12 protein-coding genes are annotated in these 15,086 nt (G+C 57.8%); 4 read left to right on the top strand and 8 right to left on the bottom strand.

Annotated elements, in window-relative coordinates; genetic code table 11:
- Positions 1-44 precede the first annotated feature (44 nt).
- Positions 45-989: a class I SAM-dependent methyltransferase gene (locus AB3226_RS12455; RefSeq protein ID WP_367373262.1), complete on the bottom strand. Its 945-nt coding sequence runs from the start codon at positions 987-989 to the stop codon at positions 45-47.
- 194 nt (positions 990-1,183) lie between these two features.
- Between AB3226_RS12455 and AB3226_RS12450 the strand changes: the two genes are divergently transcribed.
- From AB3226_RS12450 to AB3226_RS12440, 3 genes are all read left to right on the top strand, one after another.
- Positions 1,184-1,900, top strand: a complete 717-nt coding sequence (locus AB3226_RS12450; protein WP_367373261.1) for a LuxR family transcriptional regulator — start codon at positions 1,184-1,186, stop codon at positions 1,898-1,900.
- A gap of 127 nt (positions 1,901-2,027) precedes the next feature.
- The gene (locus tag AB3226_RS12445; protein WP_367373260.1) at positions 2,028-2,618 is read left to right on the top strand and encodes an acyl-homoserine-lactone synthase; all 591 of its coding nucleotides are present in this window, start codon (positions 2,028-2,030) and stop codon (positions 2,616-2,618) included.
- Positions 2,619-3,093: 475 nt separating this feature from the next.
- Entirely contained in the window at positions 3,094-3,390 is a 297-nt protein-coding gene (locus AB3226_RS12440; RefSeq protein ID WP_007894945.1) for a helix-turn-helix domain-containing protein, read from the top strand.
- Between the two features lie 125 nt (positions 3,391-3,515).
- Here AB3226_RS12440 and AB3226_RS12435 read toward each other — a convergent pair whose 3' ends face one another.
- Positions 3,516-3,968: a GNAT family N-acetyltransferase gene (locus AB3226_RS12435; RefSeq protein ID WP_367373259.1), complete on the bottom strand. Its 453-nt coding sequence runs from the start codon at positions 3,966-3,968 to the stop codon at positions 3,516-3,518.
- 259 nt (positions 3,969-4,227) lie between these two features.
- Between AB3226_RS12435 and AB3226_RS12430 the strand changes: the two genes are divergently transcribed.
- Positions 4,228-4,965: a substrate-binding periplasmic protein gene (locus AB3226_RS12430; RefSeq protein WP_367373258.1), complete on the top strand. Its 738-nt coding sequence runs from the start codon at positions 4,228-4,230 to the stop codon at positions 4,963-4,965.
- A 130-nt stretch (positions 4,966-5,095) separates the two neighbouring features.
- On the opposite strand, the gene yccS is transcribed toward AB3226_RS12430, so the two are convergent.
- The 6 genes from yccS to AB3226_RS12400 all read right to left on the bottom strand — a co-directional run bounded on the left by yccS (position 5,096) and on the right by AB3226_RS12400 (position 14,874).
- The gene (gene yccS, locus AB3226_RS12425; protein ID WP_367373257.1) at positions 5,096-7,279 is read right to left on the bottom strand and encodes a YccS family putative transporter; all 2,184 of its coding nucleotides are present in this window, start codon (positions 7,277-7,279) and stop codon (positions 5,096-5,098) included.
- Between the two features lie 287 nt (positions 7,280-7,566).
- Positions 7,567-8,745, bottom strand: coding sequence for an NAD(P)/FAD-dependent oxidoreductase (locus AB3226_RS12420; protein WP_367373256.1), 1,179 nt, complete (start codon positions 8,743-8,745; stop codon positions 7,567-7,569).
- A 148-nt stretch (positions 8,746-8,893) separates the two neighbouring features.
- Positions 8,894-10,231, bottom strand: coding sequence for an ATP-dependent RNA helicase DbpA (dbpA, locus tag AB3226_RS12415; RefSeq protein WP_229768771.1), 1,338 nt, complete (start codon positions 10,229-10,231; stop codon positions 8,894-8,896).
- Positions 10,232-10,493: 262 nt separating this feature from the next.
- A complete protein-coding gene (gene mdtD / locus AB3226_RS12410) occupies positions 10,494-11,921 on the bottom strand; it encodes a multidrug transporter subunit MdtD (protein ID WP_367373255.1) in 1,428 nt (475 codons plus the stop codon).
- A 173-nt stretch (positions 11,922-12,094) separates the two neighbouring features.
- Entirely contained in the window at positions 12,095-13,432 is a 1,338-nt protein-coding gene (locus tag AB3226_RS12405; RefSeq protein ID WP_367373254.1) for a TldD/PmbA family protein, read from the bottom strand.
- Complete coding sequence (locus AB3226_RS12400; protein ID WP_367373253.1) at positions 13,432-14,874, bottom strand: TldD/PmbA family protein; 1,443 nt, start codon at positions 14,872-14,874, stop codon at positions 13,432-13,434. Before AB3226_RS12400 ends, AB3226_RS12405 begins: the two co-directional genes overlap by 1 nt.
- Positions 14,875-15,086: the final 212 nt, after the last annotated feature.

Genomic DNA, 15,086 nt, shown 5'->3' with positions numbered 1-15,086 from the left:
TTGATACGAAGTGCGGCGGCTGGCTTGTTATCTGTACCGTCCTGCTACTGACGTGTGTTGACCACCGCGAGAATATGATTGGCAAAATCCAGGTATTTCGGATTGAGGCCGGTTCTTGCTTCCAGCGCGAGAAGATCATCCATCGGAAGAGAGCTGGTGTGCTTTTCATCACCTAGCCATCTAGGGTCCGGCAGGAAGCGCGATATCAGCACATCCAGTGCAACGAAGTCATAGCTCACGGGATGCCCGCTCAACAGTTCATCCAGCTGTTTGCGTGAAATCAGGTTAGAGCGAACGACATGGAAGTGACCCTTCCGGTCCAGGGCATAGAGATGCTCGTCGCGCCTTTCATAATGCAAGATCTCAGACATTGGGGCGGCGTAGAACGTCGGGCGACTGAAGGGCGGCTTGACCGAGAAGTAAAGAAAGCCGGAACTGTATTCGATAAGCTCTGAAATACAGAATGCCAGGTGTTCACTCGGTACATGATTCAAGACAGTGTGAAGGCACAGGGTCAAATCATAAGTTGTATGTCGAAGCGAGTTCGCCAGTCCCTTTGTCAAATCACACTGTGTGTAAGTCACTGAGAGTGCAGCAGTACCCTTGCGCGCTTCTATATAAGCTGAAAACATATTTTCGGCTTGCAGCAGCATGTCCATAGACAAGTCCAGGCATTCAATATCTATGGCGATATCTTGTTGCAGGCAATAGTTTGCGATTCTGATGGCCCACATTCCATCGCCACAACCCACGTCCAGCAGTTGAAGAGCCCGGGGTTCTCCGGATTTTTCTTTTTCAAGAATGATCGCATCAATGGACTCCTGCAGGGCTTGCCAAGTTTGCAAGTCGCTCCAGGAGAAAGGGTGGTCAGCCTTGCAGGCCTTGAGGTCGATAATCTCTTCAAGTGTCGAAGTGCCGTTGGCGTATTGCGTATAACTTGCCGAAAACCGGCTGTAAAAATCACTGACGCTCTGAGTGGAAGTGGTCATAGGTCACTGGGTCTCGATGATGATAAAAAATACTGATTGAACTTAGCAAGCAAAGTGGTCCTTGAACACTATCTGTTTTGATAGCTAGTGCGGGCGCTTTAAGGTTGACAGTTTTTGCATCTACTGCTTGCTGGTGGATTGAGAATGTAGCAACGTGCGTGGTAGTATGCGGCGCAAAGGGAGAGGTGTTGGAAATGGATTTTCTCGAGAGAGTAGTGCAATTAGAATCAGCAACGGATATTGAAAGTTGGCATAGCCTGATTATCGAAACAGCCCATTTTATGGGCTTTGAGCAAACACTTCTTGGCATTATCGACAGTGCTCAGTCTCCGCTGCATGAAGCAATCATTCTGACCAGTTATTCCTCGATTTGGCGTGATAAGTACGACGCCCATGGATATACTGATATAGATCCTGTGGTTGCACACGCGCGAAGTAGTGTCAGGCATGTCATCTGGCACGACGATTTGTATGTGACACCCCGGCAGAAGTGCTTTCTGGAAGAAGCCAAGTCTTTCAATTTGACGTCGGGTGTGACATTTCCGCTTCATGGCCCAGCTGCCGAGTTTGGGATGTTAAGCCTGCAAGTCGATGCAGAGAATGCGGATGCCGAAAAATTTATTCACAGTAAATTGATGGAGATCAGTTTTTTAAAGGATTCGTTGTTTCAGAAGGCGCTTGGTTTTATACGGAGCCATAAAGCTGAGCCTGATATCATGCTTTCTCCGCGTGAAATGGAAATTTTAAAGTGGAGTGCGATCGGGAAGTCTACATGGGAGATTTCGAAAATCTGCAATTGCTCTGAGGCGAATATTGACTATCATATTAAGAACATAAGGTCAAAATTCAAAGTTAATACTCGGCGTGCCGCTGCCGTTAAAGCGATAGCGCTAGGACTTATAACTGTATGAAAGGCAGGTCGGTTGCCTTTACGGTAGCAGAATATTTTTCCTCAAGGAACTACTGCATTGGATAGGTGAAAACCAAGTTGAAGTTGAATAGCTTTGTCTGGCTAGCCAGTCAATTGAGGAGCTGTTCATGCAGTATGAAATCGCACGGCGTACAGAGTTCGATGGCTCAAAACTTCAAGCCATGCACACGTTGCGTGCCCAAGTATTCAAGTATAAAAAAGGTTGGGACGTCACTCTGATTGCCGGTATGGAAATCGATGGATACGATGCGCTTAATCCGTTTTACATGCTGATCAATAGCCAGGCTCAGCCGAATGATGTCCAAGGATGCTGGAGATTGTTACCTACGACCGGTCCTTACATGCTCAAGGATACATTTCCTGAGCTTCTTGCCGCGACGGCTCCTGAAGCCAGCGATGTGTGGGAACTCAGTCGATTCGCTGTCGCTGCAGGGCAACAGTCAACAATGCAGTTTTCAAATTTAACCTTCGAGGCGATCAAGGAAGTCATTTCTTTTGGTATCCGTAATGGTATAAAAACTTATGTGACAGTAACGACGGTAGGTATTGAACGGATGTTGTTGAAGGCGGGGCTGGATATCGGTCGTCTAGGCACACCACTGCAAATTGGGGTCGAAAAGGCTGTTGCATTGACTATCGATCTTGGCGACCTTACTCGTAAGGCTTTAGGGTTGAATGGTGTCGTTCAGTACCCATAAAAAGGTGTTCAACCTATTTGTTCATATGGTCGCTTGAGTGGGAGGTTGTCAGGTGTGGCGATCAGATCGCATGCTGCGTAAAATCCTTGGACAATTCGGTGTTTTGCACGGTATTCACACGGTACCAGGGACGTCGTGAGCAAATGGACATCGGATGATGGAGATTTTACCACCATCCTCCTTCCCCCCGAGCGCAGGCGAACGCATGCGCCAGGTTCAAATACAGTCATATTGTTGTTCTCCCAAAAACGACATTTAGCTCTTCGCCAGTGCTTTAAAAAGGCTTCAGTGGCGCACAATGAAGAGCGCATAGATTAGTTGACTGGAATCTAGTCCGAGAATTCGCTGAATGTACACTATCAAAACAGATAGTCTGCAGCGATTGCGGGGGTGGTCTTGTGATTGAGGTTAATGGCTTGTTATCGTTCTTCAAGCCTGCGATCTTTTGGGGTCATCAGGGGGCGGGGAATAGCGGATGGACGTGAGCAAGACTAAAAGCAGTTTTTACCGCCGGTTGTACGTGGCGTACCTGATCGACAGTGGACTGGCCAGCAGCGTCCCGGCGTTGACCGAAGTGACTGGCATGCCCCGGCGTACCGCCCAAGACACCATCGCGGCATTGGCGGATCTGGATATCGTTTGTGAATTCGAGCAGGAAGAAGGCGCGCGCAACCATGCGGGGCGTTATCGGATTCGCGAGTGGGGGGCGATTGATCGGGGGTGGATCGAGCGCAATCTGCGGCAGATCAAAGCGGTGTTGGAATATCCCTGAATGCCTGCGGTGACAGGGCTGACGTCATCGCGAGCAGGCTCGCTCCCACAAGGTTCAACGGTGTGGCATAGAAGGTAGCCACACCACTGATCCTTGTGGGAGCGGGCTTGCCCGCGAAGAGGCCCTCAAGATCGGCGCATCCCGATATGCGGAATGTCATCCTCCAAATATTCCTCACCCACCACCACAAACCCGTACCGCCCGTAATACCCCTGCAAATGCGCCTGGGCCGAGAGGTAGATCGGCACTTCAGGCCAGTGCTTTTGCGCCTGTTTCAACGCCTGGCTCATCATCTCATGCCCAAGCCCGGTGCCGCGTGCAGCAGGAGCAATGATCACCCGGCCAACCACCACGTCGCCGCCCTGTAGTTCCGGGTCGAGCAAGCGCAGATAGGCCACCAGTCGATCCCCGTCCCAGCCCATCAAATGGCGGGTATCACCTTCCAGGTCCTGGCCATCGATGTCCTGATAAAGGCATTTCTGCTCGACGACGAATACTTCGGCACGCAGCTGCAAAATGGCATACAGCTGCTCTTTCCCCAGATCGCTGTGGTGTTTGCAGACCCAATCGATTGTCATCTTCAGATTCCTTGAGCAACGTAGCTCCGATACTAAGCGTCCGGATGCGGAATGTCTTGATGGCAGCGAAATCTGTGACAAAGGCCAAAATGCCATCATTCATTTCTCGCGAGATTGTCTTCTTTGTGTAATCTGCGATGAAGCTCTGTGCAATGTTGTCGATAAGCTAATGTGAGGACCTGGGTTTCGCCGGTAGAGGGGCCTTGGAGTTTTGGCTGAGAAACACGTCGGGCAGTCCGCCCGCTAAGGATTTTCTGGCATGCCGCGATTGCATCGAGCGTTTGCTTTGATTGGATTGCTGTTGCTGACACAGGGCGCGGCAGCGGAAAAGCTGCGTCTGGTAGCCGATGTCTGGCCACCTTTTACCGACGCGACGTTGACCAATGGCGGATTGGCCACAGACATCGTCAGCACCGCGCTGGCACGAGCCGGTTATGCCAGTGATTTCGAACAAGTGCCCTGGGCGCGAGCCTTGTTTGGGGTAGGCGAGGGGCGTTACGACGTGCTGGTCAACGCTTGGTACACCGACGAGCGCACGAAACTGGGGCAGTTTTCCGGCGAGTACCTGCTCAACCGCGTGCGCTTTCTCAAGCGCAAAGACACGCCGATCGAATTCAGCAATCTGCAACAACTGAACACCTACCCGATAGCGGTGGTACGCGGTTATGCCTATTCGCAAGCATTCGACGACGATGTGTCGCTGCAGAAAGTCCCCGTGCATAGCTTCGCCATGGCCGTGCGCATGGTCGCGGCCGACCGGGTCAAGCTGACCCTGGAAGACGAGTTCGTCGCCCGGTATTACCTGGCTCGGGAATCATCCAGGGTGCGCAATGCCGTGGAGTTTTTGCCCAAGCCGTTGAGCGAGAACAGCCTGCATATTCTGGTGAGCCTGAAGAACCCGCAGCATGAACAGATCGTCGCCGGGTTCGACCGTGAGATTGCGGCGATGAAGGCTGATGGGAGTTATGAGGAGTTGCTCAAGCAGCATGGGATGTAATGGGGTTGATCCAGTGTTTGTGTTGAAGCTGCTGGCGCCATCGCGGGCAAGCCCGGCTCCCACAGGACTTGCACAAACCTGTGGGAGCGTGGCTTGCCCGCGATGACGTCAGGCGAGTCACTACAAAATCTCAGGCTTCGCTAGTGTCCTTGATGAGATGCGCCGCCAACGTCCGCAACGGCCCCAGCTGCCGGCAGATCAACGCCAGTTGCGTCTGCACCAACCGCTGCCCTTCATCGATCTCATCCGGCATCTGCTCAAGCGTATTGGCCAGGGCTTCTTCCTCATCACTCTGAATCGCAACCGGCTGCTTGCTTGTGAGGCCTTTGGCGATTTCGTCGAGGCTGGCGGCCAGGTTCACACCGGCGCCGTCGATCAAATGCTCGCGCACATCCGACGGTAGTTGGGTTTCGCGGTGTGCTCCCAGCCCCGATAAATAGCTGAGCAAGGTGTGCGACAGCACCAGGAAACGGAACCCGACATCCGCTTCCTTACGGAAGTGCCCGGGCTCCATCAGCATGTTGGCCAGCGTCGTCGACAACGCGGCATCGGCGTTGTGCGCGTTGCGTCGGGCCAGGCGATAAGCCAGGTCGTCGCTTTTACCGGCGGCGTATTGGTGCATGATCTGGCGCAGGTAAATGCTGTTGCAGGTGAGGGTGTTGGCCAGCACTTTGTTCAGGCGTCGACCCTGCCAGTCCGGCAGGAACAGGAATACCGCCAGCCCGGCGATCAGGCTGCCGAGCAAGGTATCGAACAGTCGGGGCAGAAGCAGCCCATAACCATCGCCCACCTGGTTGAAGCAGAACAGCACCATGAGCGTGATCGCGGCAGTCGCCAAGGTGTAGCGGGTGGTGCGGTTGGTAAAGAACACCACTCCGGCAACAATGGCGAAGCTCGACTGGATCAACGGGTTCGGGAACAGATCGAACAGCGCCCAGGCCACGGTCAGGCCAATGGCGGTGCCAATGATTCGCTGCCCGAGTTTGCGGCGGGTGGCGCCGTAGTTCGGCTGGCAGACAAACAGCGTGGTGAGGATGATCCAGTAACCTTGCGATGGGTGGATCAAATGCACCATGCCGTAGCCGATGCTCAATGCCAGGGGCAGGCGCAGGGCGTGGCGGAACAGCAAGGACGTCGGCGTCAGCTGCGTGCGCAAGCGTATCCAGACATCCTTGAGGCTGCGTGGCGAACGGTCGAGCAAGCTGCTATCGGTGGCGTCTGCGAGCGCATCGGGGTTACTGGCGTCGCTGAGCAAACGGTCGAGGGTGCCGAGGTTGGCAGCCAATGCTCGCAACGAACGCAGCAGACCGCGCCAGGCCGGATTGCTCTGGATGCGCAGGTGTTCGAGGGAAGCGTGCAGGTCGTTCAGGGCCTCGGCGAAGCTTGCGTCATAGATGAACGGCTGGCGCATCTGGATCGATTCGGCCAGCGCGCGGCAAGCCTTGCCTTGCTGGCGCAGCAGGCGCTGACAGCGGAACAGTACGTCGCTGTGGAAGAACGCTTCGGCCAGCGCATTGTAGGGGTAGTGCGAGGAACTGGCGCGCTCGTGGATATCCTGGGCGAGGAAGTACAGCTTCAGATAACGGCTGACTTTTACGCCCGGTCGACCGTCGCCGACCCGATGCAGAATGATTTCCTTGGCGGCGTTCAGGGCCGCCACCACCCGACCGTTCTGCTGGGCCAGCTCCAGCCGCTGCGCTTCCACGTCCAGCTGCCGGATCGGTTCGAACAACGACGATTTCAGCTTCAGGTAATAACCCAGTTCACGGAACAGCCGCGCCAGGCTTTGCTGCACCGGCTGGTTGGAAAACAGCGCCTGCCACAGCACCGAGAGCAAGCCGTACCAAGCCGCACCGGCCACCAGCAGCACCGGTTCGTGCCAGAAATCAGTGACCGCGCCACCGCGCTGGTCCACGCCGATCATGGTGTAGACCGACAGAATCAGCGTCGCCGAAGCAATCGCGCCATAACGTTCGCCCAGCGCGCCGAGCATGGTCAGGCAGAAGCTGGCCAGTGCAAAGGCGATGATAAAGAGGACGGGGTAGGGGAAGAGCAGTTCGACGGACAGGGCGGCGACCATAAAACACACCAGCGTCACGGCCAGTGCGTTGAGGCGACCCTGCCAACTGTCGTCGGTTTCGGCCAGGGCGCTGGCGATGATCCCCAGGAACAACGGGATCAGCAGCCCCATTTCATCCTGATACCAACACAGCGCCATGCTGCCGGTCAGGGCGATGAATACCCGCACGCTGTAGCTGAATTTATCCAGCGCCCAGAGGCGACGCAGAGACTGCCGAAATGTGGTCGATGACATGAAGTGCGAAGGCCTTCCGAGGCAATGACGCTAAATTGAGCCACTAATGACGCCGACGCAATGGCGCCGATCACATTCGACAGCAAAATCTGTTCCCGGGAGGACGAGGGATCTGTTGCCGATCAAATATTCTGTGGTTGGCAGAGAAACCTGTGGGAGCGGCGGTGCGGCGATCCGACTTGCCCGCGAAGAGGCCGGTACATTCAACATCTATGTTGGCTGTCAGACCGCTATCGCAGGCAAGCCAGCTCCCACATTGACCGCATTTCACATTCGGGTTGCGTGAGTCACACGAATTGCGCGGCGGCGTAACCGGAGGCCCAGGCCCACTGGAAATTGAAACCACCCAGATGCCCGGTGACATCGAGTACTTCGCCAATGAAATACAAACCAGGGCTTTTCAGCGACTCCATGGTCTTGGACGACACTTCGTGCGTATCGACGCCACCCAGGGTCACTTCAGCAGTGCGGTAGCCTTCAGTGCCGGCCGGCACGACTCTCCAGCTCGCCAGTTTTTCGGCGATGTCCGCCAGTTCGGCGTGGGTGTACTGCTTCATCGGTTTGGAGACGAACCAGTTGTCAGCCAGCAGGTTGGCCATCTTCTTGGTGAAGATTTCACCGAGCAGGGTTTTTAACTCGCTATTCGGGCGTTCGACCTGCTGCTGTTGCAGCCAGCTCGGCGCGTCGTGGTCCGGCATCAGGTTGATTTCCACCGTGTCGCCGGATTCCCAGAACGACGAAATCTGCAAGATCGCCGGCCCGCTGAGGCCGCGGTGGGTGAACAGGATGTTCTCGCGGAAACTCTGGTCATTGCAGCTCACCAGGCAATCCACCGACGTACCGGACAGCTCGGTGCAAAGCTCCTTGAGCTGATCGGTAATGGTGAACGGCACGAGGCCAGCGCGGGTCGGCAGCAAATCGTGGCCGAACTGCTTGGCCACTTGATAACCGAAACCGGTGGCGCCGAGGGTCGGAATCGACAGGCCTCCGGTGGCGATCACCAGAGATTTACAGGTAATTTGCCCCAGCGTGGTGTCCAGCAGGTAACCGCTTTCAAGCTTCTCGATCGTCTGGATCGAGGTGTCCAGGTGCAGGCTGACGCCGACCTGATCGCATTCATTGAGCAGCATTTCGAGGATGTCGCTGGATTTGTTATCGCAGAACAACTGGCCGAGTTTCTTCTCGTGATACGGCACGCCGTGTTTGGCCACCAGACCGATGAAATCCCACTGGGTGTAGCGCGCCAGCGCGGATTTGCAGAAGTGCTCGTTTTGCGAGAGAAAATTGTTCGGTTCGGTGTACATGTTGGTGAAATTGCAGCGACCACCACCCGACATCAGGATTTTCTTGCCGGCCTTGTTCGCATGGTCGAGCAACATCACTTTGCGCCCGCGCCCGGCGGCGGTCAGCGCACACATCAACCCTGCGGCGCCAGCGCCAATGATCACGACTTCGGTAGAGCGCAAAACGGTGTCCTCACACAAATTTCAAATTCACCGGCAAACCAATGTGGGAGCGGGCTTGCTCGCGATGACGGACTGACAGACAACATTGATGTTGAATGTGCAGGCCTCATCGCGGGCAAGCTCGCTCCCACAGGGAAGTGCGCTGTTCTTACAGGATGCGCACGCGCAACGAGCGGCCTTTGATTTTACCGTCGTTCAGGCGCTGCAAGGCTTGCTTGGCGATTCCGCGTTCCACGGCCACATAGGCCTGGAAGTCGAAAATCGCAATCTTGCCGACCTGGGCGCCCGGGATGCCGGCATCGCCGGTCAGTGCACCGAGAATGTCGCCCGGACGAACCTTGTCTTTACGGCCCGCACCAATGCACAGCGTGCTCATTACCGGCAGCAGCGGTGCGCCGCCCTGGGACTTGAGGTTGTCCAACTGATCCCAGCTCAACGGCGACTTCTGCAGTTGCTCGATGGCCTGGGCGCGGTGGGCTTCGGACGGGGCGACCAGGCTGATCGCGATGCCTTTCTCACCGGCACGACCGGTACGGCCGACACGGTGAATGTGGATTTCCGAGTCACGGGCCAGTTCGACGTTGATCACCATGTCCAGCATATCGATGTCCAGACCGCGAGCGGCGACGTCGGTGGCGACCAGCACTGAAGTGCTGCGGTTGGCGAACATGGCCAATACCTGGTCGCGGTCACGCTGTTCCAGATCCCCCTGCAGACCGACGGCGGAGATGCCTTTGGAGGTCAGGTGATCAACGGTTTCCTGAACCTGCTGCTTGGTGAAGCAGAAGGCTACACAGGACGCCGGACGGAAATGCGCGAGGACTTTGACCACCGCGTCCATACGCTCTTCCGGAGAGATCTCGTAGAAGCGCTGCTCGATCTGCGTATCGTCGTGGAACGCCTCGGCCTTCACGATCTGAGGGGTGCGCATGAATTTCGACGCCAGTTGCTTGATGCCCACCGGGTACGTGGCGGAGAACAGCAGGGTCTGGCGGCGCTCCGGGGTCTGGGCGATGATTTCTTCGATGGAATCGTAGAAACCCATGTCGAGCATGCGGTCGGCTTCGTCGAGGATCAGCGTGTTCAGGCCATGGAGCACCAGCGAACCCTTGCGCAGGTGCTGCTGGATGCGCCCCGGGGTGCCGACGATGATGTGCGCGCCGTGCTCCAGCGAGCCGATCTGCGGGCCGAAAGACACGCCTCCACACAGGGTCAGAACCTTGATGTTGTCTTCGGCACGGGCCAGACGACGGATTTCCTTGGCAACCTGGTCAGCCAACTCGCGAGTCGGGCAAATGACCAGCGCCTGGCAACCGAAGAAGCGCGGATTGATCGGGTTCAGCAGGCCGATACCGAAGGCGGCGGTCTTGCCGCTGCCGGTCTTGGCCTGGGCGATCAGGTCCATCCCCTTGAGGATCACCGGCAAGCTTTGCGCCTGGATCGGCGTCATCTGGGCATAACCGAGGGAGTCGAGGTTAGCCAGCATGGCGGCGGACAGCGGCAAAGTATTAAAAGCGGTGGCGATGGTGGTCACGGGACTGGCCTGCAAAACAAAATGTCGCGCAGTGTATCAGTCCCATGGCCATTCGCCCGTAGTTTCCAGACGAGAAGTCGCCGAGCGCAGACCAGGCAAGGCGAAAATAGGTGAGAAACGGCTGGGGTCGCACTCGACTCGGCTTTAGCCAATGAGCATTTCGAGCCTGTTTTCAACGCAGCATGGTCGAGCGCAGTCACTTATCGTCTGGAAACTAAGGCTCGATGTGTTCTTCCGGATGCCTGTCTCGCCGTCCGTCAGTTCTAGACAGCTGCGAGAAGATCGTTGCAGCCAGCATCGCCATGATTCCGACCGTCACAAACGTCAGCTGGAACGCGCCCAGGACCGTGTCCACGCCGTCGTTGCCGATCTCCGCCGTGAAGCCGCCGAGCAGGGCGCCGGCGCAGGCCACACCGAGGCTCAGGGACAATTGCGCGACCACCGACAGCAAACTGTTGCCGCTGCTGGCGCTGGCGTCGTCGAGGTCGATCAGCGTGACGGTGTTCATCGCGGTGAACTGCAAGGAGTTGATCGCCCCCAGAACTGCCAACTGAGCCAGCAGCAGCCAATACGGCGTCTGCTCGCTGACCAGGCCCATGCTTGCCAGCATGATCCCCAGCGCCAGTGTGTTGCCGGTCAGCACGGTGCGGTAGCCGAAACGTTCGATCAGCGGCCGCGCCACCGACTTGGCGACCATCGCGGCCGCAGCCAGGGGCAGCATGCTCATCCCTGCCTGTGACGGCGAATAACCCAGCGCCACTTGCAGCAGCAACGGCACCAGGAACGGCAATGCGCCGCTGCCGAGGCGAGCGAACAGATTACCGAGGATGCCCACGGCGAAGGTCCGGGTTTTGAATAGCGAGGGTGCGAACAACGGATTGTCTACGTGCCCGGCCCGCAGCCAATACGCCGCCAGACACGCCATGCCGCCAAACAGCAGCAACATTACCCGCAAGTGCGGCAGGTGCAGTTCGCCGAGGCCTTCCATGGCGATGGTGATCAGCACCATCGCCGCGCCGAACAGCAAAAAGCCCAGGCTATCGAAGCGGGTGCGCTCAGTGCCGCGCAGGTCGGGTATGAATTTCCATACCGCGTAGCAACCGAGGACGCCCACCGGCAAATTGATCAGGAAGATCCAGTGCCAGGTCAGGTATTGCACCATCCAGCCGCCCATGGTCGGGCCGATCAGCGGGCCAAGCAGGCCAGGGATGGTAATGAACCCCATGATCCGCACCAGATCCGAGCGCGGATACGCGCGCAGCACCACCAGTCGTCCGACCGGCAACATCAAGGCGCCGCCCAGGCCCTGAATCACCCGCGCGCCGATGAGCATGCTCAGGGTGCTGGACAAGGCGCAGAGCAATGAGCCGAAGCTGAACAGGAGGATCGCGCCGAAGAAGATTTTCCGGGTGCCGAAGCGGTCGGCGATCCAGCCGGAGGCGGGGATCAACAAGGCGACGGTGAGCATGTAGGCGATAATGACGCCCTGCATGCGCAGCGGGTCTTCGGCCAGATCCCGGGCCATGGCGGGGAGGGCGGTGTTGAGGATCGTCCCGTCGAGGGACTGCATGAAGAAGGCAATGGCCACAACCCACGGTACCCAGCGGGCGGTGACAGCGTCGAGAGGTGGGCGGTTGGGCATGGGACCTCTTTGTCAGGTAGTGCTCGGTCCCTGTGGCGAGGGGGCTTGCCCCCGTTGGGCTGCGAAGCTGCCCCAAAACCGGCAAACGCATTTCACCAGAAAGATCGCATTTGCAGGATTTACGACTGCTACGCAGCCGAACGGGGGCAAGCCCCCTCACCACAGGTTTGTGTTTACAGCGTCAACGTAAGACGGCTGACGAGCGCGCCCGGCAACAACGCCGAAGCAGTCGCCCGCTGACTGTAGGTGCTCGCCGACAGCAACAACTCACGTTCCTCGGTCAACGCTTCCAGCTGCGAACCAAGCAAGCTGTAGGCGCTGTCATCGAAACGCATGGTGCTGACCGGTGCCTGAATCTCGCCGTTCTCGACCCAGAAGGTCGCAAACCGGGTCATGCCGGTCAGGCGCGCCGCCGGTTGGTCCGAGTAGTTCAGGTACCACAGGTTGCTGATGTAGAGCCCTGTGCCGAGGCGCTTGAGGATGTCCGCCTGCTCCAGATTGCCGCCTTGCATGACCAGCGCCGTCGGATATTCGTGGCTGCTGGCGCCGTTGGCAGTAAGGTCGTATTCAGCGGCGCTGCGGGAACTGATTAGTCGGGCATTGGCCAAGCCTTTGGCGATCAGCCCCAGATCATCGCGAGGATAACCTTCGTCGGAAAACGCCGGGCTCAAGGAACCGCTGACCTGCTCACTCAACCCTACGTCGGGGCTGAAACAGGTTTCGCCGGCGTAGAGCTTCTGCAACGGGCTCTGTTTGCTGGCAATCGCCTGCGCCGAAAACCCGCCCCAGCTCAACATGCCCATGATCTCTTCCAGCGCTGCCGGCGCCAGATAGGCGCGGTATTCGCCGGGCGGCAGCGTGCGCAATGGCCGACCCAGAAACGCCAATTGCTCGCGGGCCTGCTGGAAGCGCCTGGCAAACCCTTCGCTGTTCCAGTCGTGCCCGGCATAACTGGCTTTCACTGCCTGACCGTTTTCATGAAACAGGCTGAAATCGAAGTTGAAGCTGTTGGCCTGATGCCAGCCGAACGCGCCCGAGGAACTGGCGAAACCGCGACTGATCGGCCCGGCGGCATAGAAGCCGACCAGATCCAACCCTTCGGCAGCCTGAGTGATTTCAGCGACCACTTGCTCGGTGTCCGGCAGCGGATGCTCCTGCACGTTGTTGCTCTGCCAGTCGTTCTGGTTAAGCTGCAGGTATGGATCCTGAGGCAACAGTGGCAGGGTTTCGCGCAACTGTTGCAGGCCTTCGGCCAGACGCTGAAGATCGATTTCGGGGTCGTCCGACAGCGTGATATTCAGATCGGCATGACGACCATCGTTAATCAGTTTGAACCCGACACTCGCCTGCTGCACCTGCCCGGCCTGACGGACTTTGGCATGGTTGAAGCGCACGAAAGCCGACGACTCGGCGGCGTAGCCGAGGGTGAATTTCTCCGGCCCACGAATTGCTTCGCGCAGCCAATTGACCAGGTCCTTGAATGACTTAGCCTGACCCTTGGAAGTACTCATCAGGCATCTCCCCCAAACACATCCACATGGCTGAACACACAGGCCGGCGACGCATGGCCGACGCGGATCACCTGGTTCGGTTCGCCCTTGCCGCAGTTCGGCGTGCCTAGCACTTTGACGGTGTTGGCATCGCCGACGGCGCTGAGGCTTTTCCAGAACTGTGCGGAAATCGCCCGGTAGTTCGGGTTCTTCACCACGCCCTTGAGTTCGCCGTTTTCGATCAACTGGCCCCATTCGCAACCGAACTGGAATTTGTTGCGCGCATCGTCGATGGACCACGAACGGTTGGTGCTCATCAAAATGCCGTGCTCGATATTGCCGATCAGTTGTTCCAGCGGCTGATCGCCGGGCTCGATGTTGAGGTTGGCCATACGGTCGATCGGCGGACGGTTCCAGCCGCAGGCGCGGCTGTTGGCAACGCCGTCCATGCCGGCACGGAATTGCGAGAGCGCGCCGCCCAATGGGCGCAGCAGCAAACCTTCTTTAATCAGAAATTGCTTGCTGGCGGCGCTGCCGTCGTCGTCATGGCCGTAGCTGGCGAGCTGTTCGGGGATGTCCGGGTCGAACGTCACGTTGAGCAGTTCGGAGCCGTATTGCAGGCTGCCGAAGTCTTCTGCCTTGACGAAGCTGGTGCCGGCGTAATTGCGCTCATCGCCCAGGATGCGGTCCAGTTCCAGCGGGTGACCGATGGACTCGTGGATCTGCAGCATCATCTGGTCGGGCATCAACAACAGATCGCGCGGCCCTTGCGGGGTGTTTGGCGCCAGCAGCAATTGCAGCGCCTGATCGGCGACTTTCGGGCCGGCACCGATCAGGCCGCAACGGCTGATCACATCAAAGCCGCCCTGCTGGCCGAAATTCTCGCGGCCGAGGGTGCGGGTCTGGCTGTCGCTGCCGTCGTAGGCGGTGACGTCCATGCTCGGGTAAACGAAACGCTGGGCCTGACGCAATTCGGCGCCGGCGCTGTTGAGGTAGATTTGCTCGACGTTGGTGATGCCGATGCTTGCCTGCCAGTTCACCAGTCGCTCGTCCTTGGGCACGGCGGCGGATTCGGCGCCGAGCAATTGGTAGCAGTCACTCAGGGACGCAAAGGGCTGGTCGAAGTTGGGCGAGAAATAGTCGGCGCGGTCGCTGGAGACGGCTTGCTCGCGCAGGTCGAGCAGGGCGTGGGGCTTGAGTCGACGGGCTTGTTGCTCGGCTTTCTCCAGCGCGGCTTGCAGGCCGGATTGGGACAGATCGTTGGTCGCGGCATAGGCTTCGACGCCATTGACCCGAACGGTCAGCATCGCGCCTTCGTCACGGCTCAAGCTTGGTGGTTCGGCGACGTTCTTGCGCACCGACAGGTACTGGCCGGACTCGCGTACATAACGCAGCGAAAAGAATTCAGCGCCCGTGCGCAAGGCAGCAAAACGCTGCTTGAGCTGGGGGGGGAAATCGAACATTCGGGAACCTCCTTGGTATGGAGTGGCGATGTATCGGTATTGCGAGGGGGTGAGGCGTTTGCGTGGGGCTAGATTAGGCCTGCGAGGGGGTAGGATCAAGTTTGGATCTGTGCAGGGAGGGATTACTGTGTTTGGCAGGAAGATGTGTGCTGGATTGTAGGGCCTAATCGCGGGCAAGCCCGCTCCCACAGGTTTCAGCGCCGCACACAAAT

This window comes from Pseudomonas lini (genome assembly GCF_964063345.1).
Taxonomy (GTDB): domain Bacteria; phylum Pseudomonadota; class Gammaproteobacteria; order Pseudomonadales; family Pseudomonadaceae; genus Aquipseudomonas; species Aquipseudomonas lini_B.
Note: the sequence above shows the minus strand (reverse complement) of the source record. Positions and strands in the feature narration are given on the sequence as shown.

Coding starts and splice junctions, on each gene's coding strand:
- AB3226_RS12435 (WP_367373259.1), bottom strand. CDS start 3,968: ATGACAATCGATTGGGTCTGCAAACACCACAGCGATCTGGGGAAAGAG.
- AB3226_RS12400 (WP_367373253.1), bottom strand. CDS start 14,874: ATGTTCGATTTCCCCCCCCAGCTCAAGCAGCGTTTTGCTGCCTTGCGC.
- dbpA (WP_229768771.1), bottom strand. CDS start 10,231: ATGCTGGCTAACCTCGACTCCCTCGGTTATGCCCAGATGACGCCGATC.
- yccS (WP_367373257.1), bottom strand. CDS start 7,279: ATGTCATCGACCACATTTCGGCAGTCTCTGCGTCGCCTCTGGGCGCTG.
- AB3226_RS12405 (WP_367373254.1), bottom strand. CDS start 13,432: ATGAGTACTTCCAAGGGTCAGGCTAAGTCATTCAAGGACCTGGTCAAT.
- AB3226_RS12450 (WP_367373261.1), top strand. CDS start 1,184: ATGGATTTTCTCGAGAGAGTAGTGCAATTAGAATCAGCAACGGATATT.
- AB3226_RS12440 (WP_007894945.1), top strand. CDS start 3,094: ATGGACGTGAGCAAGACTAAAAGCAGTTTTTACCGCCGGTTGTACGTG.
- AB3226_RS12445 (WP_367373260.1), top strand. CDS start 2,028: ATGCAGTATGAAATCGCACGGCGTACAGAGTTCGATGGCTCAAAACTT.
- AB3226_RS12455 (WP_367373262.1), bottom strand. CDS start 989: ATGACCACTTCCACTCAGAGCGTCAGTGATTTTTACAGCCGGTTTTCG.
- mdtD (WP_367373255.1), bottom strand. CDS start 11,921: ATGCCCAACCGCCCACCTCTCGACGCTGTCACCGCCCGCTGGGTACCG.
- AB3226_RS12430 (WP_367373258.1), top strand. CDS start 4,228: ATGCCGCGATTGCATCGAGCGTTTGCTTTGATTGGATTGCTGTTGCTG.